The following is a 23408-nucleotide window of genomic DNA, read 5'->3' as shown; positions in this document are numbered from 1 at the left end:
CGCCGCGCGGTCACTTCTGCTCGCAAAAGACAATGCGATTGCTGAAAGGATCTATGACGGTCATCTCGAGCCCCCAGGGCGCGTCCTCCACGCCGGGCTTCATATAGCGGTAGTCCTTGCCTGAAAGCTCGGCGTGGTAGGCGCGCACGTTCGCGACGCGGACGAAAGCCTTGGCGCCGGGGCTCGCATCCCCGGAATGTTCGCTCAAGTGCAGCGCCATGCCGTCCCGCGAGACCTGGCAATAGAGGGGGGAATTGTCGCCGAAGCGGTGTTCCCAATCGAGATTGAAGCCAAGGAAGCCGCAATAGAATTCCATGGCCTTTTCGACCGAGAAGATGCGGAAGATCGGCATCGGCGGCTCGATGCCCACTGTGGAGCGGGCAGCACCGGCCGTATCGATCTTCGCCGAGAGGATGTTCCATTGATCGAACCCGAACTGCCGGGCGACGATTTCGAGCGCCTCGCTGTGGGTCAGCGAAATATCGCGGTCTGCAAGGGCCTGCCGCAAAGTCTTTGCCATGAGCTTGGCATCGCGAAAATCGCGCATGATGTCATCCTTCCGTTGGCGGCAAACAGGACGATCAGTGCCCGCGTCTACTGACCCGTTCGCCATCGATCGCCAAACGGCAAGGGATGTGAAGGATGTTTCTGGATGCATTCACCATAACGCCGAAACGTCGCGGGGCGGCTGGCCGCATCCGGCCGAGGACAATATTATGAGGGCGCCGGTCCGGAATCAAGACGCCGTGCGCGATGCCTCGACCGGAACCGCCTGCAGGTAGCCGGCAAGCTCCACCCGATTGCGGCCGCCGCGCTTGGCGGCGTAGAGCGCCTTGTCGGCGGCACTCAACATGGCGTCGAAATCCAACGCATTCGAGCGGCCGGGGGCGACACCGACGCTGACCGTGCATTTCAGCGTCTCGCCGTCGACCGGGATTTCACGGGCCTCGAAGGCGCGGCGAATACGCTCGGCCGCGAGCTCCGCCCGGCCGGGCATGATTTCCTTCATCACCAGCGCGAACTCTTCGCCGCCGAGCCGGGCTGCGGTATCGCCGGCGCGGCAATGGGCTAACAGTTCGGCGGCAAAAACCTTGAGAACATGGTCGCCGGCGGCATGGCCGAAGCGGTCGTTGACGGATTTGAAATGATCGATATCGAAGACGATGACGGCGGTGGTCGTGCCCATCGGGCGCGTGCCGTATTCGTCGAAGAGGGCACGACGGTTGAGCAGGCCGGTCAGCGGATCGGTGATCGCCTCTAGACGATGGCGGGCGGCGAGCCGCCACTGATGCAGCGCCAGAGACAGCGCGCCGATCCCGGTCATGCCGGCGATGCAGACGGCAAGGCTCAGATCCTCCGCCCAGTTGTTGGGAGCTTTGCCAAGCACCAGCTTTCCGTCGGAGATCAACACGGCGGAGCAAAGCACGAAGGAAATCGCCGTCAGCGTATAAAGCCCCGTGATGCCGAGGATCGGCGCCGGCGCCTCGGCGCGGGCGAGCCAATATTGGCGCGCGGTGGCAAAGAGCAGGAAGGCGATGGCGAGGTTCTCAGCCATGAAGGCAAGGCCGTCGTAACCCGATATCATCGGCGGAACCGAGAAGGCCATCGCCGCGAGCGCGCGCAGGAAAATGGAAACGAAGGACAGGCGACCGGTGCAGAACTGATGACCGGCACCCCAGATGGCGGCGAAACCGGCTTGGAACAGCACGAAATTGGCCACGCCAAGCCATTTGTCCGGCGTATTCACATAGGCGCTGTAGACGAAAATGCCGCTGACGACGAGGACGAGACCGATGGTCGCGGTCAGCAACACCGTTTCGGCTCGGCGGGCGAGCCAGCTGCCCATCAGCGTCACGGCCAGACATGCCGCCGAAACACCCAGCGCCAGCAGGAGGGAGTTGTAATCAAGCATCATGCTTCAATCTCCGCGGCTACCGCCGCGCCGGATAACGTTCACAGCTCATCTGTCGGTGATCAGGAATGTCTTACGCATTCCGTTAAAAAATCATGCACTGCACAAAGCAAATGTTACGGATTTAACACCGAAGCTGGGGTTTTGGGCAAAAATCTATTTAAAATTGAATGCGCCGAGGCAAAATTCAGAGCTGAGCCCGCCAATGCAGCGGAAACATGGGATCGAAAACCGTCACCGGACCGGCGCCGGTTTCTATCTTCGCGGGAAAAACAACCGGCTCGGCCTGCCTTGACAACGTCATGCGTTCGTCGTTCGGCGCAAGCCCATACCAAGCCGGCCCGTTCAGCGATGTGAAGGCTTCGAGCCTGCCCAGAGCGCCCTCCTCCTCGAAAACATGAGCAAGGCAGCTCATCGTATTGATCGAGGTGTAGATGCCGGCGCAGCCGCAGGCGCATTCCTTCAGCGGATCGACATGCGGGGCGGAATCGGTGCCGAGGAAGAAGCGGGCGTCTCCGCTGGTGGCCGCCGCGCGCAGAGCCAGCCGGTGATTTTCGCGCTTGGCGACCGGCAGGCAGTAATAATGCGGGCGGATGCCGCCGACGAGGATGGCGTTACGGTTGATGATCAGATGATGGGTGGTGATCGAGCCGGCGAGATTTGATTTGGCGGCCTTGATGTAATCGATACCATCCGATGTCGTCACATGCTCCATCGTCACCTTCAGCTCGGGCAGGCGCTTGCGCAGCGGATCGAGCACGGTCTCGATGAAGACGGCCTCGCGGTCGAAGATATCGACATCGGGCGTCGTCACCTCGCCATGGACGCAGAGCGGCAGGCCGATCTCAGCCATGCGCTCCAGCACCGGCATCGCCTTTTCCATGTCGCGCACGCCGCCATGCGAATTGGTGGTGGCGCCGGCGGGATAAAGCTTGACGGCGGTGATGAGGCCGCTTCTGGCGCCCTCTTCCACATCGTCGGGGCTGGTATGCTCGGTGAGATAAAGCGTCATCAGCGGCTGGAAGCTATGGCCCTCCGGCAGCGCCTTGAGGATGCGCTCGCGATAGGCCTTCGCATCCGCGGTCGTGACGACGGGCGGCACGAGATTGGGCATGATGATGGCGCGGGCGAAGGTGCGGCTCGTATCGGCGATCACGCCTTCCAGCATGGCGCCGTCGCGCAGATGCAGGTGCCAGTCGTCGGGGCGGCGGATGGTGATCGATTGCATGGCAGACCTCCGAAGCGATGCGTCTGCGGCCTCGATAGCACCATCCATCATATTAAGACAATCGCCGCGGCATCACGCCAGCGCGATCTCCAGCGTGACATCGGCGGGGCGGCGGTTTTCGAGGATCAGCCGGCCATTCGGCAGGTCGTTGCCGTAGACCTTGGCGCTCGCCTCCTCCTCGGTCAGCCTATAACCGCGCCAGCGATCCCAAAGGCGCTCTTCCAGTACCTCGATCGGCGGGGCGAGCATGATGGTATAATCGAAGATGCCGTCGAGTTCGGCCCATTTGCCCTGGGTGAAGAGCAGGTAGTTGCCCTCGACGATAATGAAGCGGTCCTTCGGATCGATCGGGCGGGCAGAGGCGATCGCAAGCTCGCGCGAACGGTCGAAGACGGGCACGAGAACTTCCTGATCTGCGGGGCGAACGGCGCGGACGATATCCAGGAAGCCGCGGACATCAAAGGTTTCCGGAATGCCCTTGCGGGCAAGCAGGCCGCGTTCGATGAGAATGGCGTTGTCCATGTGGAAACCATCCATGGGCAGCACCGCGACGCTCTCGCCCTTCGCCTTCAGGGCGTCGGCGAGATTGTCGGCCATGGTCGATTTGCCGGCGCCGGGCGGCCCGGCGATGGCGATCAGGAAACGTTTGGCATCACCGGCGCGGTTTAGAACCTCGCCGGCAATTTCGTCGACGCTCGCCGTCATGCCGCGACGGGCTCCGTCGGCACCGCCTTGGCGCCGGTCATGAAGGCGACGGCGTCCGACATGGTGTATTCCTTCGGATCGATCACCGTGAGGCGCCGGCCGAGACGGTGGATATGGATGCGGTCGGCCACTTCGAAAACATGCGGCATGTTGTGGGAAATCAGCACGATCGGCAGGCCGCGAGCGCGCACGTCGAGGATCAGTTCCAGCACGCGCCGGCTTTCCTTGACGCCGAGGGCCGCCGTCGGTTCGTCCATGATGATGACCTTCGAGCCGAAGGCGGCGGCGCGGGCGACGGCCACACCCTGGCGCTGGCCGCCCGAGAGCGTCTCCACCGCCTGGTTGATGTTCTGGATGGTCATCAGGCCGAGTTCGGTCAGCTTGTTGCGCGCCAGCTTTTCCATGGCCGGCCGGTCGAGCATGCGGAACAGCGAACCGAGCGGACCGGGTTTGCGGATCTCGCGGCCGAGGAACATGTTGTCGGCGATCGACAGCGCCGGCGACAGAGCGAGGTTCTGATAGACGGTTTCGATGCCGGCCTCGCGCGCTTCCATCGGCGAGCGGAACTGCACCTGCTTGCCTTCGAGCGTGATCACGCCCTCGTCCGGGGTGACGGCGCCCGAGATCGCCTTGATCAGCGAGGACTTGCCGGCGCCGTTATCGCCGATGACGGCAAGGATTTCACCCGGGTAGAGGTCGAAATCGGCATTGTCGAGCGCAGTGACGCGGCCATAACGCTTGACCAGACCGCGGGCGGTGAGAAGGGGTTCGCGAGCCATGATTACACCGAAACCTTTCTGATCCACTGGTCGATGGCGACGGCGGCGATGATCAGCACGCCCGTCAAAAGGACTTTCCATTGCGGATCGGCGCCGAGCATGTTGAGGCCCATCGACACGACGCCGACGATCATTGCGCCGAAGAGCGTGCCGAGAATGGAGCCGCGGCCGCCGAAGAGCGAGATGCCGCCGATGACAGTCGCGGTGATCGCCTGGAGGTTATAATCGGTCACCGCCGAGGAGGGCGAGATCGAGCCGTTGCGGCCGATCGAGACCCAGGCGGCGAAGGCGGCGATGACGCCCGAAATCGTATAGACGGTCAACAGCACCTTCTTGGTCTGGATGCCGGAGAGCTTGGCCGCTTCCGGATCGTCGCCGACCGCATAGACATGCCGGCCCCAGGCGGTGTGATTGAGCACGTACCAGAGCAGGAGGACGAGCAGCACCATGGCGATGACGCCGAGCGTCAGCACGGCGCTGCCGAGCCTGAAGCTCGCGGCGAAAAGATGCAGCAGCGGCGCCTGTTCGTCGACGTCGGTGTCGCGGATCGTCTCATTGGCGGAATAGATGAAATTCGTCGCCATGACGATGTTCCAGGTGCCGAGCGTGACGATGAAGGGCGGCAGTTTCATGAAGGCGACGAGGGCGCCGTTCAGCAAGCCGCACAGACCGCCGACGACAAGGCCTACGAGAACCGCGACCGGTGTCGGAATGCCGTATGTAATCGCGACATTGCCCATGATGACGGCCGAGATCACCATGATGACGCCGATCGAAAGATCGATGCCGGCGGTCAGGATGACGAGCGTCTGGGCGGCGCCGAGAATGCCGACGATGGCGATCTGCTGCAGGATCAGCGTCAATGTGTATGACGAGAAGAACCGTCCGCCGATCGCGATCCCGAAGATGATGATCGATAGTACCAAAACGATCAGCGGCACGGCGGCCGGCGTCGAGTGCAGAAAATGCTGTGCCCGCTTGATCAGCGAGACATCCTGGTGCTCGAAGGAGGCGACGTTCTTGTCGCTGCCGTCGAGGACGCGTTCGAATTCCTGTGCTCCGGTCATGGTTCCTCCTCCGCATCCGCGCGCCGAACCCGCGCGGAGGCCGTCACCCTGTTCATCCGTTCATTGCTTTAGCCGGTGGGGCGACGGCACATCGTCCGTCCAAAACGGCCGGGGATCAAGCCCCGGCCGTTTCTCTTTCAATCAGACAGGGCTCAGCCCCAGCACTTATCCGTGCCTTCCTTGGTGTCGATCGACTTTACGCCGGAAACCGGCTTGTCGGTGACGAGCGAGACGCCGGTGTCGAAGAAGGACTTGCCTTCGGTCGGCTTCGGCTTTTCACCCGAGTCGGCGAACTTCTTGATCGCCTCGATGCCGAGCGACGCCATCAGCAGCGGATACTGCTGCGAGGTGGCGCCGATGACGCCTTCCTTGACCGACTTGACGCCCGGGCAACCGCCGTCGACCGAGACGATCAGCACGTTCTTTTCCATGCCGACGGCCTTCAGCGCCTGATAGGCGCCGACAGCGGCCGGTTCGTTGATCGTGTGGATGACGTTGATGCCGGGATCTTTCTGCAGAAGGTTTTCCATGGCCTTGCGGCCGCCTTCTTCATTGCCGTTGGTCACGTCATGGCCGACGATGCGCTTGTCGTCTTCGTCGCCGATCTTGTCCGGGTTCTTCGGGTCGATGCCGAAGCCGATCATGAAGCCCTGGTCGCGCAGAACGTCGACCGTCGGCTGCGACGGCGTCAGGTCGAGGAAGCCGACCTTGGCATCCGCGGCCTTGTCGCCGAGGGTTTCCTTGGCCCACTGGCCGATCAGCTTGCCGGCGAGCAGGTTGTCGGTGGCGAAGGTGGCGTCGGCGGCATCGGCCGGCTCGAGCGGCGTGTCGAGCGCGATGACCAGCAGGCCGGCGTCGCGGGCCTTCTTGACCGCAGGCACGATGCCCTTGGTGTCCGAAGCCGTCAGCAGGATGCCCTTTGCGCCGTCGGCAATGCAGCTTTCGATCGCCGCAACCTGGCTTTCGCTGTCACCGTCGATCTTGCCGGCGTAGGACTTCAGCGAGACGCCGAGTTCCTTGGCCTTGGCCGTCGCACCTTCCTTCATCTTGACGAAGAAGGGGTTGGTGTCGGTCTTGGTGATGAGGCAGGCGGAAACGTCTGCCGCCATCGCCGGAGCGGAGAAAGCGACACCGAGCGCGAGCGCGCCGAAAGCGAGAACTGATTTCTTCATGGAACTCCTCCCAGAGTTTGCCGGCGCCGCCCCTGCGGGACCGGAATTTACAGACGGCACTCGGAGGCTTCAAAGCCGTCCCGTGCCCTTGACGATGGCAATTAAGAGCGAAAAGAAATCCGCTTGTCAATAAATAAATCCAATTGAATTATTAATTCGATGTGGCATGCTCGGCGAAAATCAGGCATAGGCCAACGATCGGGAGGAGCGGCCATGTCGTCCTTGGATGGACCGGAAAACATACCGGTCCCGCCACCAATTCTCAGTCCGGCCGGGGGTGCGAACCAGGTCAGGGTGCGGGCCTATAACGAGCGGCTCGTGCTGTCGCTGGTGCGTCTCTATGGCGGGCTTTCGAAAGCCGATATCGCGCGCCGGACCGGGCTTTCGGCGCAGACCGTCTCCGTCATCATGCGGGTCCTGGAAAAGGAAGGGCTGCTTCTGCGCGGGGCGCCGATCCGCGGCCGCGTCGGCCAGCCGTCGATCCCGATGCACCTCAATCCCGACGCCGTCTATTCCTTCGGCCTGAAGATGGGCCGCCGCAGCGCCGACCTGGTGCTGATGGATTTCGTCGGCCGCATCCGCATGCAGCTGCACCAGACCTATGCCTATCCGCTGCCCCAGGAAATCCTCGCTTTCGTCACGTCGGGCATTCAGGAACTGGAAGGCCGGCTCGACGAGAAGCAGCGCAGCCGCATTGCCGGCCTCGGCATCGCCGCGCCTTTCGAGCTCTGGAACTGGGCCGAGGAGGTGGGCGCGCCGCCGGGCGCCATGGAGGTGTGGCGAGAAGTCGACCTGCAGGCGGAAATCGCCGCGCGCGTTTCCCATCCCGTCTTCCTGCAGAACGACGCGACCAGCGCCTGCGGCGCCGAACTCGTCTTCGGCGTCGGGCCGTCCTATCCCGATTTCGTCTATTTCTTCATCGGCTCCTTCATCGGCGGCGGCATCGTGTTGAATTCGGCGATCTTTTCCGGCCGCACCGGCACGGCGGGCGCGATCGGCCCGCTGCCGGTGCGCGGCAAGAACGGCGAGACGATGCAGCTGCTCGAAATCGCCTCGATCTTCGTGCTCGAAAACATGCTGCGCGAGCGTGGTGTCGATCCGCAGCCGCTCTGGTATTCCGCCGACGACTGGGTGGATTTCGGCGAGCCGATGGAGACCTGGATACAGGACAGCGCCAAGGCACTGGCGCAGGCGATCGTGGCCGCCGCCTCGATCGTCGATTTCAGCGCAGCGGTGATCGACGGCGGCTTTCCCAACTGGGTGCGCAGCCGCGTCGTGCAGGCGACGATAACGGAAGCCGCCAAGCTCGACCTGCAGGGCGTCGTCATGCCCGATATCATCGAAGGCATGGTCGGCGCCCAGGCACGCGCCATCGGCGGCGCAAGCCTGCCGATCTTCGCGCGTTACCTCACAGACCAAAACGTACTCTTCAAGGAGGTTGACCATGCTGAAGGGACTTGATCCGCTTCTGAGCCCGGAACTGCTTTTCACGCTTCGCGCCATGGGCCATGGCGACGAGATCGCCATCGTCGACGGCAATTATCCGGGCGTCGAACACGCCCGCCGGCTGATCCGGCTCGACGGCCACCGCCTCATCCCGGTTGTCAACGCCGTGCTCAGCGTATTGCCGATCGACGATTTCGTGCCCGAAGCGATCTTTCGCTCCACCGTCAAGGCCGAGCGCGACAGGCTCGACCCCGTGCATGAGGAGATGATCGACTGCTGCGCCCGCCACGAGCCGCACCGGCAGGTCGTACCGCTCCTCGGCCAAGACTTTTACGGCCGGGTGCGGGCCGCCCATGCGGTGATCCAGACCAGCGAGCCCAGACTCTATGCCAACATCATCCTGCGCAAGGGGGTGATCTACCCGAAGGAGGCAGGCGCGCAGGCGGCCGACGTCGATCCGTTTGTCTACTGAAGGGTCGGGCGTTTCAGTCACCATCGATTTCGACTTCCGCTTCGCAGTTCAGGGGCGCATTCAATGGGATGACCATGCCGATTGAGGAGCGTGCATGGGCGCCAACGTCGGGACCATACAGTTCCAGAATCAGATCGGAATAGCCGTTGGTAACGAGCGGCGTCTCGTTGAAGCCCGGAGCGACATTCACCATGGCGAAGACGCGCAGCCAAGCGGTCACCCGATCGAGGTCTCCGATGGCCCGCTTGAGACTGGCAAGATGGGCCAGCGCGACGAGCCGCGCCGAGGCGTAACCCTCCTCCGGCGAAACCTCGGCACCCACCTTGCCAAGGGGATTTGCCAGTGTTCCATCGCGGTTACACGCGACGTGACCCGAAATGTAAGCGCGGGTGCCGCGCAGGCGAACCCAAGCGAACGGCATGCGCAGCCCGTCGCGAACCTTCAAAGGCTCGGGCAATTCCAGGCCCATTTCGGCCAGACGTTGCTCGATGATAGTCATCATGCACCTCCCAGTGTGATCAGAGTATGGCGGGCCAAACGGGGCGCCGGCCTGCAACCTGGAACCACTGCACAGTTCCGAGCGACATGCCTCAGGGGACGGTCGCGTCGAGCTCCGGCATCAGAACGACGCTCTCATTGGCCGCGGGATCGTTACGCGCACCGAGGAACTCGGCGTCTTCGCTACTGCGGTTGACGGCCACGTGCGGAACGCCGGCCGGAATCAACAGGTAGTCGCCCGGCCGGACGGTTTCGCGCCGTTCGAGCGCTGCGCCGGACCAGATCTCGATTTCCTGGCCTGCCGTCATTAAAAGGGCCGTCTCGTGCCCCTCATGACGATGGGCGCTGGTTCGTCTGCCTGCGGGAAGGGAAATCATGCCAAGCCACAGTATGGTTGATCCGGCACTTTCTGCCGAGACGCCCGAGCGATAGACCGATCCCTGCTTGGCGACATGGCTGCCGCTGCCGCGAACGACCTTAGCGATAAATGCATCGGGCTTCGGCTGCATTGCTTGGTTCGTCATCGCTTACACTCCTTCGACTGCTGCAATAGAGCGGACTCTGCGCGCTCGGCCGGCGCGAGTCCTGAAGCGAGGCCGAAAAATTCCAAAAAGCTACGAAATCGGCGTATCATTCTCGCATCATGAACGCCCAACACCTCGCATTCGGCCACTTCGAGTTCACTGCCGAGAACGGATGTCTGCTCCGCGACAGCAGGCCTGTCGCCATCGGCGCCCGCGGCGCTTCGCTGCTTGCCGCTCTGCTTGCGGCAGAGGGAGGTGTGGTTTCAAAGTCAGCCCTGATGGATGCCGTGTGGCCGGGACTGACCGTCGAGGAAAGCAATCTTTCCGTTCAGATTGCTGCCCTTCGCAAGCTGCTCGGCCCCGCGCAGGACGGCAGCGGCTGGATCGTCACGGTCCCACGGGTCGGATACAGATTTTTGGGCCCAGTGGAGAGCCTGACCGACAGAGCCGATGGCGGATGGCACGCGCGGGCCAGATCCAATCCGGGAATTGCCGTCCTCCCGTTCGAAAACCTCGGCGGCGATACCGAGAGACAGTATCTGGCCGAGGGTATCGCCGATGACCTGATCATGGCGCTCGCCCAATTCAGATGGTTCCGAGTCGCGTCGCGCGGGGCGAGTTTCACCAGGAGAAATGGTTCGAGAGACCCGCAGGCCGTCGCGAGCGAACTTGGCGTCGATTTCCTGGTCGACGGAGCCATACGGCATACGGGCGAACGAATCCGGATATCGGTGCACCTCGCCGACGCAATGAAAGGCGCCACCGTCTGGTCCGAACATTACGATCTTCAGCTGGACGAGGTCTTTGCGGTGCAGGACGCCATCGCCGAGCGGATCGCCGCAGCGGTCGAACCCGAGCTGCTGTTGCGCCATGGGCTTCCGGTCGCTCCGCACACGGGCAACATCACGGCCTGGGATCTCGTGCGGCAAGGCACATTCCATTTCCACAAGGTATCGCAGCCGACCCACCTTCTCGCCAGGCAATTTTTCCGCCAGGCGGCGGAACTCGACCCCATGCTTCCAGAGGCGCAGATCTGGCGGGCGCGGGTCAATGCAGGCCTCATCGCCTACGGATGGACGGAAAATTCCACCGCGGACGGGAAGGAAGGCCTGGATGCGGCGCTGCGGGCGATCTACCTCGACGCGCGCAACCCCTACTCGCACTATGCGCTGGCGATCGTGTCGGCCTATACGGGCAGGGCCGAGCAGGCGATCCTGGCAGCGGAACGCTCCATCGAACTCGGCTCGAGCTTCGCCCTGGGGCATCTCGTCCTCGGCATGGCTCGTCTTTTCTCGGGCGATGCTGCCGGCGCGCGCAAGCCCCTGGCGCGCGGTCTCGAACTCAATCCGAACGATCCGCAGAACAGGGTCTGGTTCAGCCTACTGATGCTCGCGCTGCTCTTTTCCGGTGACATCGAGGGCGCGCTCGAGACTGTGCGCACAGCGCTGAAGGCGCGACCCGACTGGCCGGCACTGCTGCGCATCCAGGCATGCTGCCACGCGGCCGCGGGACACCGTGAGCAGGCGCACCGCTTTGGTGCCGCTGCAAGCGATCTTCCCGAGACTGCCGGCGATGCGCTCGGTCCATTCAGAGATGGCAACAAGGAATGGGCAACCCGTCTGAACGCGCTGTTGCGAGAGGCGGAACTTTGAAACCGGTTGGCCGGCAGACCTCAGCGCGCTTATCAGTTCGTCGACTTTCGTCCGCAGCCACCATCCGATTTACGGGAAACATATCCGTTGCACGCAGCGAAGCGCGCTATATCGCCGCCACCGCAACTCGCCATTAACCTTCGGCGATCACAAAGATATTGGGATTGCCGATGCCGGACAGCCCGATGCACTTAACTCCGCCCGAATGAATTGCGGCGGTCTTCGGCCATGGTCCAGGAGGACGCCGATGCCGGCGTTCGGCGACGAAGGTTGTCGATTGAAATATGTCGGGACGATGCGGTCCTCCGAACTGGCCATGATGGCTCTTCACACAACAGGAGCTGTTTATGTCTCGCATCCAACCTACAAGACCCCAGATCGAGGTCATTGCCTGGCTCGCGATCTTCCTGCTTCTCTTCTGCCTGTCATGGGGGCTTCATTGGCATGAGCGGCTGGATGAGTTCATCGACAACCATGACGACTATCCGCTGGACCACGCGCTCCTGGCGCTGAACATCTCCGGATTCCTGGGACTCATTTATTCCGCGCTGAGGATCAGCGATCTTTCGAGAGAGGTCAATCGCAGGCTGCAGGCCGAAAAGAACGTGGACTGGATTGCATGTCACGATACGCTTACCGAGCTGCCTAACCGCAGGTTCCTGGACTCCGTCTGCGCGCAGGCGATGAGCGACCAGAGGACACAGGAAGCCTATGCTGCATTCAGTATCGATCTCGACGGCTTCAAGAAGATCAACGATCTCCTCGGGCACGATCACGGTGATGCGGTGCTGAAGGCCGTTGCTCAGCGGCTCTCTTCCCTCTTTCCCCGAGATCGCGTTTTCCGCCTTGGCGGTGACGAATTCGTCGTTTTGGCGCGTCGTACCGGCAATGTTGATTTCGCCGCTTTGGGAGAGCGCATCGTTAGCGTGATCAGCAAGCCCGTCACATTCAACGGCGTCGCCGTCGATCTCGGCGCCAGTGTCGGCTTCGCACTTTGTCCGGAAAACGGCGATGACCTAAGCCAGGCCATTCGACATTCGGACTGCGCGATGTATGTGGCGAAAAAGCAGGGGCGCAACCTGGTGAAGCCCTTCGTCTCCTCGATGCAGGACGAGCTGGCAAAACGGATTCGCGTGGAAGCGGATTTAAGAGCCGCCATCAAGAACGCTGAAATCGTTCCCTACTATCAGCCTCTCGTGGACCTGAAGACGAATAAGATTATCGGCTTCGAGGCGCTCGCCCGCTGGAGGACGGCTTCCGGCGAATTCATCCCGCCGAGCGAATTCATTCCAGTGGCGGAGGAGGCCGGCCTGATCGTCGACCTGACGGACCAGTTGCTTCGTCATGCCTGTACCGATGCGCTTTCCTGGCCGAGCGATCTGGTTCTGTCGTTCAACCTGTCTCCGATCCAGCTGAGCGACCGGTTGCTGGGGCTCAGAATTCTCAAGATTTTGGGTGACGTCGGTCTGCCCGCGCACAGGATCGAGCTGGAAGTGACGGAGAGCGCCATCATCCAAGACGCTGTCACCGCTCGAATCGTCCTCGACGACCTGGTGAACGCGGGGGTCAGGATCGCGCTCGACGACTTCGGAACAGGCTATTCCAGCCTCTCCCAGCTCTCCAGCTATCGGTTCGACAAGATCAAGATCGACAGGAGCTTCGTCGCTTCGTTCGAAACCGATGAAAAGCAGGACAAGGTGATCAAAGCCATCATCGCTCTCGGTGCCGGACTTGGCGTGACGATAACAGCCGAAGGCATCGAAGAGGAGAGCCAGCGTCAGCGGCTTCAGGATCTGGGCTGCGACATCGGCCAAGGTTATCTGCTCGGCAGGCCGGCGCCAGCCGAGAGGCTTGCCGCAGACCAAGTCAGCGCCAGAATATCGCAACTCCGCTGACGGCACGGCGGAGAAGGTTCGCCGGGAGCGGCAATCTCAGGCAAAACTCTTCGCTGGCAAGCGGTCAGATCTCCCCGGCCGACGGGCCCCAGACATCGGTCAGCGCAAAGCCGCCGGGATGCGGGTCGAAGGGGTCGAGCGCGACCTGGGTCAGGCCGAAGGTGAAGCCGCGGCCGGTGATGGTGGGGATGACCGCCGGGCGGCCGGCGACCTCGGTGACTGCCTGCAGGCCGACCTCGAATTCCGAGCCGATGATCGATTTCGAAGTGAAGCTATCGCCGACCTTGGCCTTGCCGCGGGCATAGAGGGTGGCGAGATTGGCGGAATTGCCGGTGCCGCAGGGCGAGCGGTCGGCGCGGCCCGGCCACATGGTAGTACAGGTGCGCACCGTGCCGTCCGCTTCAGTATCGCGGAACATGACGTAGGCGACGCCCGAGATGGCCGGGATTTCGGGGTGGACGACCTTGATGTCGCGGTTGATCAGCTCTTTCAGGATCATGCCGGCCTGGACGAGACCGGCAGCATTGGCCTTTTCGATCGTCAGGTTGATCTGGCCGACATCGACGAGCGCATAGAAGATGCCGCCGTAGCAGATATCGGCCTTGATCCTTCCCCAATGCGGCGTGTCGATCCCGACATCGAGCTCATGCACGAAGGAAGGCACCATGGTGAGCCTGACCTTCTCGCAGCGCCCATCGCGGCAGGTCGCCACCGCCTTGACGAGGCCGGCTGCAGTTTCCAGGGTCACGACCGTCTCGGGCTCCTTCATCTCGACGATGCCGGATTCGAGCAGCGCCGTGGTCACGCAGATCGAGTTCGAGCCGGAGCTTGCATGCGCCTGATCCGGCTGCAGGATGATGAAGGCGGCGTCGGCTTCCGGGTGGCGCGCCGGCAGCAGCAGGTTGACGGAGCCGATGGGCGCGCCGCGCGGCTCGAGGCAAAGGAAGCGGCGAAGCTCGTCGCCCTTCGGATCGGTGTTCAGCCAATGCAGCTGCGCGGCGATGCTGTCGCCAGGGATTTTCGGAACGCCACCGATTGCGACGCGGCCGATTTCACCTTCGGCATGAACATCCAGCAACTGGATCGTGCGCTTCCATCTCATATCGAAAACTCCAGTTCAGGGTGACGGGTGGGGCCATCAACGCGGGTTGTTTAGTACCGGTCTATGCGGAACGGGGTGATATCGACCGCGGGCTTCGCTCCGCTCACCATATCGGCAATCAGCCGCGCTGTCGTTGCCGCATAGGTCAAGCCGAGATGGCCATGGCCGGTCGCATAGAAAACGCCTGGCATTTTCGACGAGGGAGAAATGACCGGGATCGTATCGGGCAGCGCCGGACGATGCCCCATCCATTCCGTCATCTCTTCCGCTTTCAGGCCGGGAAGCGCACGCTGGGCATGGCGCACCAGCACCCGCGGACGGCGGAAATCGGGCGCGGCGTCGAGGCCGGCAAGTTCGACATTGCCGCCGACGCGGATGCCGCCCGCCGTCGGCGTCACCATGAAGGCGCGATGCGGCCAGATCACAGAATGGCGCATGGAGATGCCGGGCTTCATGATCTGCGTGTGATAACCGCGCTCGGTTTCGAGCGGGATCGGCTCCCCGAGCTTTGCGGCAAGGAAACGGGTGTGGACGCCGGCGGCGAACACGACGGAACCGACTTCGAGGCGGCAACTATCCTCCAAAAGCACGACGGCGGTGCCGTCGCCCCTGCGCTCGATATTCCGGACGGCGCCGGAGACGAAAGTCGCGCCGGCGGCCTTGGCGGCGTCGGCGAGCTTCACGACGAGCTGATAGGGGTCGCGGATCGACTTGTTGTCCGGAAGCAGCACGGCTTTGGCGATCGCCGGCGACAGCGCCGGCTCGTAATATTGGATGGCGCCGTTGCTCAACACCTCGAATTCGAGACCATAGCGCTGCATCATGGCGAGACGGGCGCGATCGGCGGCGAATTCCGCCTCCGTCTCGTAGATCGCCAGGCACCCCTCCTCCGTCATGAATTCGGGCGCGCCGATCGCCTGCAGCATTTCCCTGAAATCGCCGAGCGCCCGGTGAGACAGGCTCATGCCGGCATCCTCGATTTCCCTCAGGCGCGAAGGCCGGCCGGCGGCGAGGAAGCGCAGGAACCAGGGCAGCATCTTCGCCGCATAGGAGGGCCTGAGCCAGACAGGCCCTTCGGGATCAAGCAGCCAGCCGGGAATCTTCCTCCATGTCGAAGGGCCGGAACTGGCCGCAAAATCGAGCGCAATGCTCGCCATATTGCCGAAGGAGGTGCCGCGCCCCGGCTCACCCTTATCGATCAGCGTCACCTGCAGGCCGCGCCGCTGCAACTCGAAAGCGATCGACGCGCCGATCACGCCCGCGCCGACGACGGCCACCGTCTTCTTCGTCTCATCCGCCATGTCATCAACCCATCGCACGGCAGACAGAATTGCCGCAGCGAGACTGATATATCACATCGGTGGCGATGCCTACGGATTTTTACTGGCTTTCGGGCAAGCCCGCACCGACGCTGTCGCCGACCGAGCCGACGGTATTGTTCATCGATTGGCCGAGACGTTTCAGCTGAGCGTCGTAGTTGCGCCGGGTGCGCGGATCGAAGATCGCGATCGGCGTGCTGACCGCGACGCTGACGGCGCTTCCGGCGGTCTGGGCAGCCCCCATCGCCACCGCGCCGACGGCTTCGCCCAGACCGACATTCGAATCGGTAATGGTCTGGCCGGCAATCAGCCGGTCGCCGATCAGCTTCACCACTTCAGGGCTTTCGGCGAATTTGCCGTGGTTCAGCCGATCGCCGCCCTTGAGCTTGGTGAGATCGAGCACGGTGATGCCGGCCGCCTCGAGCTTGCTGCGGTAGGGCTCGGCGGAGGGATCGATCTGGCCGAGGCGATCGACATTGCCGGAGATGCGCCGCGACAGGGCCAGAGCGCGGTCATCCTGGGAGACGAAGATGGTGAAATGCGGCCGGTCCTTGCCGAGGCTTGCGAACTGGCGACCGAAGACGTCGACATCGAGATCGGGCGAGGCGAGGATGACATTGTTGATCTTGGAAGCGACGTGACCGTTGCGGATCGCCATCTGCCGGAGCGCTTCGACGGTCAGCCACGTGCCCATCGAATGGGCCATGATGGTCACGTCGCTGACGGCGGGATTGGCGGCGGTGCGGGTCAACAATTCCTCCAGCGCGTCGCGGGAATAATTGGTGCTTTCCTTGTCGTAATTGTAATCGAAGATGCTGGCGCGCGAGGGCCAGGTGAAGACGACAGGCGCAACGTCGGCATGCGAATCATGGACGATCTGCGCAAAGCGGTAGACGGCGTCTTCGTAGCGATTGTTGAAGCCGTGCACGAAAACGAGCACGCGGCGGCTCTTCGGCATATGCGTCTTCAGCCAGGTCTCGCCCGCCCGCTCGCCTTCCAGCGGATCGACGGAAACGGTGACGAAGTCCTTGAGCGGATCGGCCGGCAGGCGCTTCGGCCATTGCACCTGGCCAACCTTGCGATTGGCATCCGGCGGAATGGAGACATCGACGGCGTTAACGGCCAAGCCGGTGCCGCGTTCGCCGGAGAAGAGCACGGCGGGATTGTCGTCGGCGGCACGCGTCGTCGCGACGAGAAGGTCGACCTTCGAGGTGCCCGGCGGCACGCTGCCGGCAGCCTGCATGACACCAACCGGCCTGCCGCCGCAGCCGGCGAGCGCCATTGCTGCAACGAGAAGACCTGTCAGGGCCGCATGCGAGGCGCACCATTTGCCGATCATGGCCAAACTCCAACCGGTGCGCGCACCGGACAGGAGGCGCCCGTTCAAATAGTCCGACGACGCTTGCCGAGTCAAACCGGATGAGATGGAAAGCTTGAGCGGAAAAAGAAAAGAGCCTGGCGCGGGAGGAGGTGCGCCAGGCTCTTGATCCTGACTGACAACTGGGAGGAGGAGTGTTGTCAGTCCGATGTAAGAGCGCTTGGGAGGAGGAGTGCGCTGCTTACGAAGATAGTGATACCCCATTCATTTGATCGGGAATAGCGAAATTACCGCAATGCAGCAATGCGCTGCGCGCAATGCTTGCCCTCAAAACGCCAAGTCGACGCCTCATTTTGCAGCATCTTTGACCGGATGGTCAAAGTTTGTCGAAAGATGCGGCAGCGGGGTAGCCCCTCATCCGCCTGCCGGCACCGACCGGGGCGAGCCACGGGTCTCGACCCGTCCTTCGGACCCCCGTAAACGGGGCGAAGGGACCATGCCGCACCCTTTCCGTTCCCCACCGACCTCTCGCAGGGCACGTCCCCTCGCCCCGCAAGCGGGGAGAGGGTTAGGGTGAGGGGCAATTGACACGCACAAACGCAACAGCAGCCGCAAGCTTGCATTGCCCCTCAAGCCGCCTTGAAGACCTTCCGACCCTCAGCGTCCAGTGCCGAGAATTCCTCTTCCGACAGCGTGATCTCAACCGCCGCGACATTTTCCTCGAGGTGTTTGACCTTCGAGGTACCGGGGATCGGCAGCATGACCGGGCTGCGCTTCAGCACCCAGGCGAGCGCGATCTGGCTCGGCGCGGCATTGTGCTTCCTGGCGATCGTATCGAGCAGCGAGCCCGGCTTGGCGAGATCGCCGGCGGCGAGCGGATACCACGGGATGAAGCCGATATTGTGCTTGGCGCAGTAATCAAGCACGTCCTCGCTGGTGCGATCGACGAGATTGTAGCGGTTCTGGACCGTTGCGACCTTGAAATGCTTCGAGGCCGCCTCGATGTCGGCAACCGACACTTCGCTCAGACCCGCGTGGCGGATGAGGCCGGCATCGAGCAGCGATTTGATCGCGTCGAATTGCTCCTTGGCCGGCACCTTCGGGTCGATGCGGTGAAGCTGCCAGAGATCGATCTGCTCAACCCCGAGATTGCGCAGGCTCTTATGCGCCTGCTGGATGAGATATTCGGGCCGGCCGACCGGCAGCCAGATATTGGGGCCGTGGCGGGTCAGCCCGCCCTTGGTGGCGACGACGGACTTGGCGCCATAGGGATGCAGGGCCTCCTTGATCAGCCATTCGGAGACATCCGGACCGTAGGAATCGGCCGTATCGATGAAGTTGACGCCGAGTTCCGGCAGGCGCTTCAGCGTTCGGATGGACTCGGCATGGTCGGCCGGCTCGCCCCAGATGCCTTCTCCGGTGACGCGCATGGCGCCGAAACCGAGACGATTAATCTCGATATCGCCGCCGATCCTGAAGGTGCCCGACTTGGCTGCGTTATGACTGGACATGATCTTTCCTCTCTTGATCAATGAAATCATTCAAAATCGTCGGCGAAGGCACGCTTTTGAGAAACGCAAGTTTCGAGTTTGCTGCCGTAGTGAAAAGCGATGCCGGCATGGTGATGACCGCCCATCGAGGTGATGTTGGGAATGTGGCGGCTGCGACGCTTGCAGATATAGGATGGAGCCGACCGGATAACAGTGATGGCGCGGAAAATTGAACTCGGCTCGGGAGCGCCTTCGTCTCATCTGGGTGAACGACTGGGCGATCATGCCGATCGTCGGATGACCTGCGTCAAAGCCTGGTCTTCGCCTCGTCGCCGAATTCCGCCAGTATCTTCCAAAGCCCGGCAACGGTCTCACGGGCGAAATCCTGCAGCGAGGCGCCCGGCGGGCGCTGCTGCCAGCGTTCACTACCGACGCGCATCGCGCCGATCACGATCGCCGCAAGGACGCGCATGCGGGGGGCCTCGCCGGGAACGTTTTTCTTGCGCAGAAGCAGCGCCTCGGCGAGCTTCTGTTCGAGCCTGGCATATTTCAGCTGATCACGGGCCTTCAGCGCGGGAGTGGAGAGAATGAGTTCATGAATCGCCAGGCTGCTCTCGTCTATGGACGCGATGAAGGTTGCGATCATTGCCGCCTCCACCGCCTCGATGGAAGATTCTTCCGCGGGCCTTGCCGCGACCGCCGCCATCAGGCGATCGGCAAAGGAATCCTGCCAGGCGAAAACGACCTCTTCCTTGGACGGGAAATAATCGAAGAAGCTGCGCTTGGAGACGTCGGCTGCCTCGGTGATATCCTCGATCGTCGTGGCGTCGAAGCCACGCTCCAGGAAGAGGGTCATGGCGGCCTGCTCAATGCGCTCGCGCGTCTGCCGCCGTTTGCGCTCCCGCCTGCCTTCCGTCGATTGCGTCCGCTTGCTCTCAGCCATTCCTGCCCGGCATCATGTGTTCAGCCGCCCGCTTCGTCGGAAAAGGCGGCGATATCCTCTATCTCGGTTTCGCTGCTACGATACCTCAGGCGCTCGCGCGAGAGCTCCAGCGGCTTGCGGCGGGAAATTCTGTAGACGGAGGCCGGCGGCAGGTTACGCACCGTGCCGCCGATGCGCACGGCCTTCAGGCCCAGGCGATCGAGGATCGGCCGCGGCACCGGGCAGCGCGGGCCATAGGTAAACTGATAGACGGCCCCGCCCGGCCGCATATAGGTGAAGGCGGCGGCAAGGATCGAAGCGATCTTGAGCGGCGACATGGACAGCAGCGGCAGGCCGCTGACGACGGCGCCAACCGGCTCGCCCTCGTAGAGGTCGGCCTGGGCGAGATGGGCGGCATCCATCTGCAGGACGCGCGCGGCCGGAAAACGGGCCTGCAGGGCGCCGATGAATTCCGGGCCGTATTCGATCAGCGTCAGATCGGATTCGCTGACGCCGCGCGCCAGAAGCGCCCGGGTGAAAACGCCCGTCCCCGGACCAAGCTCGATGATCGGCCCGTCCAGCGCCGCGATTTCGCTGGTCATGATCCTGGCAAGTGAATCGCCCGACGGCGCGATGGCGGCGACCCGAAGCGGGTTACTCACCCAGGAGCGAAAAAAATGCAGGAAATCCGAGCATGCGGTCTTTGCGATCATGATTATCCCACCCGTCTGAAATTCGATTGATTATGAATGCGACCATCGCGCCGAGCATGGCAATTCCAAGGCAAACCGACAATCGCTCTGCATAGATATCTCCCATGCGCTCCCGCAAAAGGCAATCAGCGCATTTTTGTATCTATTGTATTTTTGCATTTAGTGCAATATTTATGTTGGTGCACACGACGAAAAATGGCGCGACGGCATCTGCGGCTTCGAATGAGGAACACTGAGATGAGCAGTTGGACCACCGATCAGATACCGGATCAATCCGGCCGTACCGCCATCATCACCGGCGCCACCAGCGGCCTCGGCTACGAGACGGCCAAGGCCGTGGCCGGAGCCGGCGCCCGCGTCATCATCGCGTCGCGCAATGTGGAGAAGGGCGCGGCGGTGGTTGCCGAGATCCGTGCCGCCCATCCGCGGGCGGAAATCCGCTTCGAACCCCTCGACCTCGCAAGCCTTGCCTCGGTCGCCAATTGCGCCGAGCGCATTGCCGCTACTGCGCCGCAGATCGATCTTCTGATCAACAACGCCGGCGTCATGGCGATCCCGACGCGATATATGACGGAGGACGGGTTCGAGATGCAGCTCGGCGCCAATTATTTCGGCCATTTCGCGCTGACCTTGCGGTTGCTGCCGATCGTGCTCGCCGCGCCCGCGCCGCGCGTCGTCACCGTCAGCAGCCTGGCGCATCGCTCCGGCAGGATCAATTTCGACGACCTGCAATCCGAGCGGCACTACCGGCCGTGGGTCGCCTATTGCCAATCGAAACTTGCGACGCTGATGCTGGCGCTGGAGCTCGACGATCTCGCGCGCCGCCGCGGCTGGCACCTGAAGAGCAACGCCGCGCATCCGGGTTTTGCCATGACCGGCCTGCAGAGCGCCGGGCCTCGAATGGGCAAGGAAGGCCCCGTCCTCATCCAGCGGCTCAGCGAGCAGCTGGGCCCGGTCGCCTCGCAATCGGCGGCGGCGGGTGCGCTTCCCACCTTGTTTGCAGCGACGGCAACCCAGGCGGAGGGCGGCGTCATGTACGGTCCGGACGGTTTTTATGAAATGAAAGGTTCGCCGTCACGCGCAAAGATCGCTCCGGCCGGGCGTGAGAGGGCGGTCTGGCGCAGGCTGTGGGATGTTTCGGAACGGCTGACGGGTGTTTGCCTGGACGCAGAACTCCCCACCTTCGAGGAGCGAAAAAGGCGGTCCTGAGACCGCCTTCAGAGAAACGCCGCAACGTCCTCAGTAGTTGCAGCTGGAACTGCTGGTCGGGTTGAAGCCGAGTTTGCAATCCATGTTCAGCGGCTTCTTCGGGTTCATCATGTAAGGCGTGGGCGATCCCGCATTGTCCGAGCCGCGCTGACCGATCGAACCGGTCGTGCTCCTGTCGTGCTGAATCCTGGCGCCCTCCTGGGCAAGCGGACGCTCGGCAGCAGGCTGTTCGACCGCGCTCGACTGAAGGGGAGCCGCCCCGGCCGAGAAAGCCGAGAGGCCGAGGATTGCGCCGAAGGCAACGGCCGTCAGGCCGCTCTTGAAGATAGTGGTCATTGTCGTCTCCTTGGGAGGATTTACGGAATTTACGCCGACGAGTTAGGAAGCGGATTTGTCACATTCCACGGCGTCTCCAGGGAGGTCACAAACATGTGAGCGGCGCCTCGACAATGAAAAAGGCGGCTCCTCGCCGCCTCTTTCATTTGCCGGCTCAATAGCCGTTATCGCAGGGCATGCTGCCGGGACCGATCGATCCCGAAAACGTAGGGTTGCACATTGTCGGAGGTGCCGGCCTGTTCACCGGCAGGCGGACGATGGAGCCCGTGGTGCCGGCCTCGACGCTGAATGCGGCAAGCGGATACCAATAGCCGTCGGAATGGCGGCGGGTTCCGGGATGTTCGGTACGGAAGCCTCGATAGCCGTGCCAAATGCCGGCATGCGCTTCATTCTGCACCATTTTTACGTCGACGACGGCAGGCGCCGAAGCCAATTGGGCGGGCGCTGCCTGGGCCGGAAGGGCCGGCGCGAGAGCAAGAACGGCACAGATCGAGGCAGTGGAGAAAACAAGACTGGACATTTTCATGATAAACCCTCCTTCGTGGATTTATGTCAGGAAAATGCCTTCCCGGCCTGCCGGGTTCCGCCATTCGGCGCAACTTCCAAAACTCGTGATTGCAAGCGATCCGGCGTGATTGAATCGCTCAAAAACGTGAAAAGTCGCGATTGGAAGAAGCGTTCGAAGAGCCTTCAGGCAGGCTTGCCCCAAAACGTGAATTCTGCGTTCTCAATTCGCGTATAATGTCCGGTAGCCCTGGCCGGAGATGCAGGCCGCATATTGCCTGTGGGCCGCGGCGCGCGCGATCGTTTCCGCTTCCAGCGCGTCGGCTTGAGCATATCCCGTCAGTTGGGCGCGCAGCTCATATTGCCTCTTCGCCTCGTTATACATGGCGTTGCCGTCGGTCACGCAGATGCTGTTCGCGACCGCGGGCGGATTGACCGGCACACCAATGGCCAAGAGCACGGGCTCGTTGGCATGGTCGATGCAGCCGGCAAGAGCCGTCATCATGGCCACGACACCCAAGGCCCGAAAAATTCCCACCGCCATGCATTCCTCCGGCTGAAGCGCCTCTGAGATCATCGACCCGCCAATACATGAGGAAGGTTGCGCGAAGCTAGGCTGGTGGAGAAAGCCGCTCATTGTTCCTGGCGTGGACGCTGAGCGATTTCGCCTGCCAAACAGACACCGCGATCCAGAAAAGCAGAAACATGGGGAGCGGCAGCAGGGTGCGCAGACCAAGCCAAACATCGGTTTCCGCGACGAGCGCCGCAACGCAGGTGATCATCACGATCAGAAACGCGCACCCCGCCAGGGAGCCGTAAGTTTGCCCCCATTGAGCAAACGACATCGGCGATCTTTTTTCCAGCAGCACGCTATCGGCATTTCCGACCCGCGCAGCAAGCACCGCAAAGATGATCCCGGCAGGCAAGAACCAGAGCGAGAGCCGCGCCTTGACCAAAAAATCGGTCTGTACGAGCAGCGAGCCGGCCAGATGAGACAGCCAGTAAGTGACTAGAGTGTTGAGCACCAACACCAAAATCGAACGCCACAATACGGCGCAGAAGATACGGAGAAAAATGATCATCGTTCAATGTCGAAATGGCAACGTGCTGCGACGGTATAGGCTGCCTCTGGAGATTGCAACCGG

The 23408-nt window shown here is 62.4% G+C and carries 24 protein-coding genes; 5 read left to right on the top strand and 19 right to left on the bottom strand.

What is annotated here, in order from left to right; all coding sequences use genetic code 11:
* Window positions 1-10 precede the first annotated feature (10 nt).
* The 7 genes from ATY78_RS22885 to ATY78_RS22855 form a co-directional block, all read right to left on the bottom strand.
* A complete protein-coding gene (locus ATY78_RS22885) occupies window positions 11-547 on the bottom strand; it encodes a glyoxalase superfamily protein (protein ID WP_088684576.1) in 537 nt (178 codons plus the stop codon).
* 189 nt (window positions 548-736) lie between these two features.
* On the bottom strand, window positions 737-1915 hold the full coding sequence (locus ATY78_RS22880) for a GGDEF domain-containing protein (RefSeq protein ID WP_088684575.1): 1179 nt from the start codon (window positions 1913-1915) through the stop codon (window positions 737-739).
* 184 nt (window positions 1916-2099) lie between these two features.
* Window positions 2100-3140 carry a dihydroorotase gene (gene pyrC / locus ATY78_RS22875; RefSeq protein ID WP_088684574.1) on the bottom strand — a complete coding sequence of 347 codons (1041 nt, stop codon included), beginning with the start codon at window positions 3138-3140 and terminating at the stop codon, window positions 2100-2102.
* Window positions 3141-3212: 72 nt separating this feature from the next.
* On the bottom strand, window positions 3213-3845 hold the full coding sequence (locus ATY78_RS22870; RefSeq protein ID WP_088684573.1) for a nucleoside triphosphate hydrolase: 633 nt from the start codon (window positions 3843-3845) through the stop codon (window positions 3213-3215).
* On the bottom strand, window positions 3842-4624 hold the full coding sequence (locus tag ATY78_RS22865) for an ATP-binding cassette domain-containing protein (protein WP_088684572.1): 783 nt from the start codon (window positions 4622-4624) through the stop codon (window positions 3842-3844). Before ATY78_RS22865 ends, ATY78_RS22870 begins: the two co-directional genes overlap by 4 nt.
* Window positions 4625-4626: 2 nt before the next feature.
* Window positions 4627-5691, bottom strand: coding sequence for an ABC transporter permease (locus ATY78_RS22860; RefSeq protein ID WP_088684571.1), 1065 nt, complete (start codon window positions 5689-5691; stop codon window positions 4627-4629).
* Window positions 5692-5843: 152 nt separating this feature from the next.
* Window positions 5844-6863, bottom strand: a complete 1020-nt coding sequence (locus ATY78_RS22855; protein ID WP_088676967.1) for a sugar ABC transporter substrate-binding protein — start codon at window positions 6861-6863, stop codon at window positions 5844-5846.
* Between the two features lie 213 nt (window positions 6864-7076).
* On the opposite strand from ATY78_RS22855, the gene ATY78_RS22850 reads away from it, so the two are divergent.
* Complete coding sequence (locus ATY78_RS22850) at window positions 7077-8324, top strand: ROK family transcriptional regulator (protein WP_088684570.1); 1248 nt, start codon at window positions 7077-7079, stop codon at window positions 8322-8324.
* Window positions 8308-8781 (top strand): RbsD/FucU domain-containing protein, encoded by a 474-nt coding sequence (locus ATY78_RS22845; RefSeq protein WP_088684569.1) that lies wholly within the window; start codon window positions 8308-8310, stop codon window positions 8779-8781. The genes ATY78_RS22850 and ATY78_RS22845 overlap by 17 nt, the downstream gene beginning before the upstream one ends.
* Window positions 8782-8794: 13 nt before the next feature.
* On the opposite strand, the gene ATY78_RS22840 is transcribed toward ATY78_RS22845, so the two are convergent.
* Together ATY78_RS22840 and ATY78_RS22835 are read right to left on the bottom strand one after the other, a co-directional pair.
* Window positions 8795-9280, bottom strand: a complete 486-nt coding sequence (locus ATY78_RS22840) for a RidA family protein (protein ID WP_088684568.1) — start codon at window positions 9278-9280, stop codon at window positions 8795-8797.
* 91 nt (window positions 9281-9371) lie between these two features.
* Window positions 9372-9803: a cupin domain-containing protein gene (locus tag ATY78_RS22835; protein ID WP_088684567.1), complete on the bottom strand. Its 432-nt coding sequence runs from the start codon at window positions 9801-9803 to the stop codon at window positions 9372-9374.
* A 119-nt stretch (window positions 9804-9922) separates the two neighbouring features.
* Here ATY78_RS22835 and ATY78_RS22830 point away from each other — a divergent pair, with 119 nt between their 5' ends.
* Together ATY78_RS22830 and ATY78_RS22825 are read left to right on the top strand one after the other, a co-directional pair.
* Window positions 9923-11455, top strand: coding sequence for a winged helix-turn-helix domain-containing protein (locus ATY78_RS22830; protein WP_088684566.1), 1533 nt, complete (start codon window positions 9923-9925; stop codon window positions 11453-11455).
* A gap of 347 nt (window positions 11456-11802) precedes the next feature.
* Window positions 11803-13350, top strand: a complete 1548-nt coding sequence (locus ATY78_RS22825; RefSeq protein ID WP_088684565.1) for an EAL domain-containing protein — start codon at window positions 11803-11805, stop codon at window positions 13348-13350.
* A gap of 64 nt (window positions 13351-13414) precedes the next feature.
* On the opposite strand, the gene ATY78_RS22820 is transcribed toward ATY78_RS22825, so the two are convergent.
* The 6 genes from ATY78_RS22820 to ATY78_RS22795 form a co-directional block, all read right to left on the bottom strand.
* The gene (locus tag ATY78_RS22820) at window positions 13415-14452 is read right to left on the bottom strand and encodes a 4-hydroxyproline epimerase (protein ID WP_088684564.1); all 1038 of its coding nucleotides are present in this window, start codon (window positions 14450-14452) and stop codon (window positions 13415-13417) included.
* Between the two features lie 50 nt (window positions 14453-14502).
* Complete coding sequence (locus ATY78_RS22815) at window positions 14503-15753, bottom strand: FAD-dependent oxidoreductase (protein ID WP_088684563.1); 1251 nt, start codon at window positions 15751-15753, stop codon at window positions 14503-14505.
* A gap of 79 nt (window positions 15754-15832) precedes the next feature.
* Window positions 15833-17110 carry an alpha/beta hydrolase gene (locus ATY78_RS22810; protein WP_088684562.1) on the bottom strand — a complete coding sequence of 426 codons (1278 nt, stop codon included), beginning with the start codon at window positions 17108-17110 and terminating at the stop codon, window positions 15833-15835.
* 608 nt (window positions 17111-17718) lie between these two features.
* Window positions 17719-18600 carry an aldo/keto reductase gene (locus tag ATY78_RS22805; protein WP_088684561.1) on the bottom strand — a complete coding sequence of 294 codons (882 nt, stop codon included), beginning with the start codon at window positions 18598-18600 and terminating at the stop codon, window positions 17719-17721.
* 286 nt (window positions 18601-18886) lie between these two features.
* The gene (locus ATY78_RS22800) at window positions 18887-19522 is read right to left on the bottom strand and encodes a TetR family transcriptional regulator (protein WP_088684560.1); all 636 of its coding nucleotides are present in this window, start codon (window positions 19520-19522) and stop codon (window positions 18887-18889) included.
* A 20-nt stretch (window positions 19523-19542) separates the two neighbouring features.
* Window positions 19543-20214, bottom strand: a complete 672-nt coding sequence (locus ATY78_RS22795) for a methyltransferase domain-containing protein (protein ID WP_088684559.1) — start codon at window positions 20212-20214, stop codon at window positions 19543-19545.
* 237 nt (window positions 20215-20451) lie between these two features.
* On the opposite strand from ATY78_RS22795, the gene ATY78_RS22790 reads away from it, so the two are divergent.
* Window positions 20452-21423 carry an SDR family oxidoreductase gene (locus ATY78_RS22790; RefSeq protein ID WP_088684558.1) on the top strand — a complete coding sequence of 324 codons (972 nt, stop codon included), beginning with the start codon at window positions 20452-20454 and terminating at the stop codon, window positions 21421-21423.
* A gap of 30 nt (window positions 21424-21453) precedes the next feature.
* On the opposite strand, the gene ATY78_RS22785 is transcribed toward ATY78_RS22790, so the two are convergent.
* From ATY78_RS22785 to ATY78_RS22770, 4 genes are all read right to left on the bottom strand, one after another.
* Window positions 21454-21759, bottom strand: coding sequence for a hypothetical protein (locus ATY78_RS22785; RefSeq protein ID WP_088684557.1), 306 nt, complete (start codon window positions 21757-21759; stop codon window positions 21454-21456).
* Between the two features lie 154 nt (window positions 21760-21913).
* The gene (locus ATY78_RS22780) at window positions 21914-22285 is read right to left on the bottom strand and encodes a cell surface protein (RefSeq protein ID WP_088684556.1); all 372 of its coding nucleotides are present in this window, start codon (window positions 22283-22285) and stop codon (window positions 21914-21916) included.
* A 201-nt stretch (window positions 22286-22486) separates the two neighbouring features.
* Window positions 22487-22807 (bottom strand): hypothetical protein, encoded by a 321-nt coding sequence (locus tag ATY78_RS22775; RefSeq protein WP_088684555.1) that lies wholly within the window; start codon window positions 22805-22807, stop codon window positions 22487-22489.
* A gap of 67 nt (window positions 22808-22874) precedes the next feature.
* Window positions 22875-23345: a hypothetical protein gene (locus ATY78_RS22770; RefSeq protein WP_088684554.1), complete on the bottom strand. Its 471-nt coding sequence runs from the start codon at window positions 23343-23345 to the stop codon at window positions 22875-22877.
* Between the last annotated feature and the right edge of the window lie 63 nt (window positions 23346-23408).

Origin of the sequence: Rhizobium sp. R635 (genome assembly GCF_002211285.1) — a bacterium.
Taxonomy (GTDB): Bacteria; Pseudomonadota; Alphaproteobacteria; order Rhizobiales; family Rhizobiaceae; genus Rhizobium.
Note: the sequence above shows the minus strand (reverse complement) of the source record. Positions and strands in the feature narration are given on the sequence as shown.

Excerpts from the sequence above, each read along its gene's own strand:
- ATY78_RS22885 (WP_088684576.1), bottom strand. The coding sequence starts at position 547 with ATGCGCGATTTTCGCGATGCCAAGCTCATGGCAAAGACTTTGCGGCAG.
- ATY78_RS22880 (WP_088684575.1), bottom strand. The coding sequence starts at position 1,915 with ATGATGCTTGATTACAACTCCCTCCTGCTGGCGCTGGGTGTTTCGGCG.
- pyrC (WP_088684574.1), bottom strand. The coding sequence starts at position 3,140 with ATGCAATCGATCACCATCCGCCGCCCCGACGACTGGCACCTGCATCTG.
- ATY78_RS22870 (WP_088684573.1), bottom strand. The coding sequence starts at position 3,845 with ATGACGGCGAGCGTCGACGAAATTGCCGGCGAGGTTCTAAACCGCGCC.
- ATY78_RS22865 (WP_088684572.1), bottom strand. The coding sequence starts at position 4,624 with ATGGCTCGCGAACCCCTTCTCACCGCCCGCGGTCTGGTCAAGCGTTAT.
- ATY78_RS22860 (WP_088684571.1), bottom strand. The coding sequence starts at position 5,691 with ATGACCGGAGCACAGGAATTCGAACGCGTCCTCGACGGCAGCGACAAG.
- ATY78_RS22855 (WP_088676967.1), bottom strand. The coding sequence starts at position 6,863 with ATGAAGAAATCAGTTCTCGCTTTCGGCGCGCTCGCGCTCGGTGTCGCT.
- ATY78_RS22850 (WP_088684570.1), top strand. The coding sequence starts at position 7,077 with ATGTCGTCCTTGGATGGACCGGAAAACATACCGGTCCCGCCACCAATT.
- ATY78_RS22845 (WP_088684569.1), top strand. The coding sequence starts at position 8,308 with ATGCTGAAGGGACTTGATCCGCTTCTGAGCCCGGAACTGCTTTTCACG.
- ATY78_RS22840 (WP_088684568.1), bottom strand. The coding sequence starts at position 9,280 with ATGACTATCATCGAGCAACGTCTGGCCGAAATGGGCCTGGAATTGCCC.
- ATY78_RS22835 (WP_088684567.1), bottom strand. The coding sequence starts at position 9,803 with ATGACGAACCAAGCAATGCAGCCGAAGCCCGATGCATTTATCGCTAAG.
- ATY78_RS22830 (WP_088684566.1), top strand. The coding sequence starts at position 9,923 with ATGAACGCCCAACACCTCGCATTCGGCCACTTCGAGTTCACTGCCGAG.
- ATY78_RS22825 (WP_088684565.1), top strand. The coding sequence starts at position 11,803 with ATGTCTCGCATCCAACCTACAAGACCCCAGATCGAGGTCATTGCCTGG.
- ATY78_RS22820 (WP_088684564.1), bottom strand. The coding sequence starts at position 14,452 with ATGAGATGGAAGCGCACGATCCAGTTGCTGGATGTTCATGCCGAAGGT.
- ATY78_RS22815 (WP_088684563.1), bottom strand. The coding sequence starts at position 15,753 with ATGGCGGATGAGACGAAGAAGACGGTGGCCGTCGTCGGCGCGGGCGTG.
- ATY78_RS22810 (WP_088684562.1), bottom strand. The coding sequence starts at position 17,110 with ATGATCGGCAAATGGTGCGCCTCGCATGCGGCCCTGACAGGTCTTCTC.
- ATY78_RS22805 (WP_088684561.1), bottom strand. The coding sequence starts at position 18,600 with ATGTCCAGTCATAACGCAGCCAAGTCGGGCACCTTCAGGATCGGCGGC.
- ATY78_RS22800 (WP_088684560.1), bottom strand. The coding sequence starts at position 19,522 with ATGGCTGAGAGCAAGCGGACGCAATCGACGGAAGGCAGGCGGGAGCGC.
- ATY78_RS22795 (WP_088684559.1), bottom strand. The coding sequence starts at position 20,214 with ATGATCGCAAAGACCGCATGCTCGGATTTCCTGCATTTTTTTCGCTCC.
- ATY78_RS22790 (WP_088684558.1), top strand. The coding sequence starts at position 20,452 with ATGAGCAGTTGGACCACCGATCAGATACCGGATCAATCCGGCCGTACC.
- ATY78_RS22785 (WP_088684557.1), bottom strand. The coding sequence starts at position 21,759 with ATGACCACTATCTTCAAGAGCGGCCTGACGGCCGTTGCCTTCGGCGCA.
- ATY78_RS22780 (WP_088684556.1), bottom strand. The coding sequence starts at position 22,285 with ATGAAAATGTCCAGTCTTGTTTTCTCCACTGCCTCGATCTGTGCCGTT.
- ATY78_RS22775 (WP_088684555.1), bottom strand. The coding sequence starts at position 22,807 with ATGGCGGTGGGAATTTTTCGGGCCTTGGGTGTCGTGGCCATGATGACG.
- ATY78_RS22770 (WP_088684554.1), bottom strand. The coding sequence starts at position 23,345 with ATGATCATTTTTCTCCGTATCTTCTGCGCCGTATTGTGGCGTTCGATT.